Source organism: Sphingobacterium yanglingense, from assembly GCF_004363245.1.
Lineage (GTDB): Bacteria > Bacteroidota > Bacteroidia > Sphingobacteriales > Sphingobacteriaceae > Sphingobacterium > Sphingobacterium yanglingense.
Window position 1 is genome coordinate 1 of record NZ_SNYV01000007.1, and the last position, 2717, is coordinate 2717.

The following is a 2717-nucleotide window of genomic DNA, read 5'->3' on the forward strand; positions in this document are numbered from 1 at the left end:
TCAATAGGAGCCTTTTCTACAACAATAGTAACCGTAGTCGTAGAACAGTTGTTCGGATTCAATACCTCACAGATTTTGTAGGTGATCTCGTACTCGCCTGCCGGTGTCTCTGGATCTACTGTAACGATACCTGTTTTAGGATCTAACGTAGGAACAGGAGCCCCAGGTGTTTTTGGATCTGCCGGTTTCTCTACCGTAACTGTTACATCCTTCGGATCAACTGGCTTATTATTCAATTTATCATTATCCAACACCGATGGAGTTTTACCGCCATCCTTACCATTGATAGCTGGTGGCGTATCCACCACTGCCTCAATAGGAGCCTTTTCTACAACAATAGTAACCGTAGTCGTAGAACAGTTGTTCGGATTCAATACCTCACAGATTTTGTAGGTGATCTCGTACTCCCCTGCCGGTGTCTCCGGATCTACCGTCACGATACCTGTTTTAGGATCTAACGTAGGAACAGGAGCCCCAGGTGTTTTTGGATCTGCCGGTTTCTCTACCGTAACTGTTACATCCTTCGGATCAACTGGTTTGTTATTCAATTTATCATTATCCAGTACGCTTGGTGTCTTACCGCCATCCTTACCATTGATTGCTGGTGGCGTATCGACCACCGCTTCGATTAGAGGTGCTTCTACAACGATAGTAACCGTAGTCGTAGAACAGTTGTTCGGATTCAATACCTCACAGATTTTGTAGGTGATCTCGTACTCCCCTGCCGGTGTCTCCGGATCTACCGTCACGATACCTGTTTTAGGATCTAACGTAGGAACAGGAGCCCCAGGTGTTTTTGGATCTGCCGGTTTCTCTACCGTAACTGTTACATCCTTCGGATCAACTGGTTTGTTGTTTAATTTATCATTGTCCAAGACATTAGGTGTATTACCACCGTCCTTACCGTTGATTGCCGGTGGCGTATCTACCACTGCTACGATTGGCACCCAAGGTAATGGGGTGATTGTACAGTCTGCACAATTCGGATCTGTAGGATCTCCAGGATTTGGTGTATTGCCGGAAGTAGATTCACCAGTAACTGGATTATCTTTCGGATCCTTACCTTCAACTTTCGCAATGTTAGATACAAAGCCTTTGATCATATCAGCTTGTGTAATCGTATGGAACGCCGTTAACTGTACCGTTTTCCCTACTTCTAATTTTGCAATAGTTCCAACATTTTTAACATCGGCATTAGCATCCGTTACAACAACATCAAATAACGTGACCTTACCTGTATTACTAACTTCTATTAAATATTCAATTTTATCACCAGCGTGCAAAACCCCTGTTACTGGAAGACTCGTTTTCACGACCTTAAGCTCTCCTGTATCATCTGCTTCGACAACAGTCGGATCGCCAGGTGTCTTGCCCGGATCTGGTGTGCCTGGATTGTTCGGATCTTCAGGTGTAGATTCCACCGGAGGAACAGTTGTTGTACCGTCAGGGCCGTTACCGTTAACCGTAGCAACGTTCTCCACAGAACCGCGATCCACGTCTGTCTGAACAACCGTATACGTAGCGCTGAACGTAGCCGTAGCACCGGGAGCTAAACTAGCAACAGAAGCTGGGCTGATAGTACTCAGGTTCGCAAGAGGGTCACTAACCATAACGTTTTTCAACGTAACCTTTCCTGTATTCTTAACCGTAAAGGTATACGTAATAACATCATTGACATCCGCCTTGCCCACTGTACCGTTATCGGTAGTAAGCTTAGCGCCTTTAACTAAGGTATATGATGCTGTATCATCTGCTTCGACAACAGTCGGATCGCCAGGTGTCTTGCCCGGATCTGGTGTACCTGGATTGTTCGGATCTTCAGGTGTAGATTCCACCGGAGGAACAGTTGTTATACCGTCAGGGCCGTTACCGTTAACCGTAGCAACGTTCTCTACGGAACCGCGGTCCACGTCTGTCTGAACAACCGTATATGTAGCCGTAAAGGTAGCACTAGCGCCAGGAGCTAAACTAGCAGCAGAAGCTGGGCTGATAGCACTCAGGTTCGCAAGAGGGTCACTAACCGTAACGTTTTTCAACGTAACCTTACCTGTATTCTTAACTGTAAAAGTATATGTAATAACATCATTGACATCCGCCTTACCCACTGTACCGTTATCGGTAGTAAGCTTAGCGCCTTTAACTAAGCTGTAAGATGCTGTATCATCTGCTTCGACAACAGTCGGATCACCAGGTGTCTTGCCCGGATCTGGTGTACCTGGATTGTTAGGATCTTCAGGTGTAGATTCCACCGGAGGAACAGTTGTTGTACCGTCAGGGCCGTTACCGTTAACCGTAGCAACGTTCTCTACGGAACCGCGGTCCACATCTGTCTGAACAACAGTGTATGTAGCTGTAAAGGTAGCACTAGCGCCAGGAGCTAAACTAGCAGCAGAAGCTGGGCTGATAGTACTCAGGTTCGCAAGAGGGTCACTAACCATAACGTTTTTCAACGTAACCTTTCCTGTATTCTTAACCGTAAAGGTATACGTAATAACATCATTGACATCCGCCTTGCCCACTGTACCGTTATCGGTAGTAAGCTTAGCGCCTTTAACTAAGGTATATGATGCTGTATTATCCGCTTCGACAACCGTAGGATCGCCAGGTGTCTTGCCCGGATCAGGTGTGCCTGGATTGTTCGGATCTTCAGGTGTAGATTCCACCGGAGGAACAGTTGTTGTACCGTCAGGGCCGTTACCGTTAACCGTAGCAACGTT

1 protein-coding gene is annotated in these 2717 nt (G+C 46.5%); it reads right to left on the reverse strand.

Going from position 1 to position 2717, the window contains the following annotated elements; all coding sequences use genetic code 11:
- On the reverse strand, nucleotides 1-2717 hold a 2717-nt coding region (locus tag CLV99_RS02285), incomplete at both ends, for a DUF7507 domain-containing protein (RefSeq protein ID WP_133582867.1).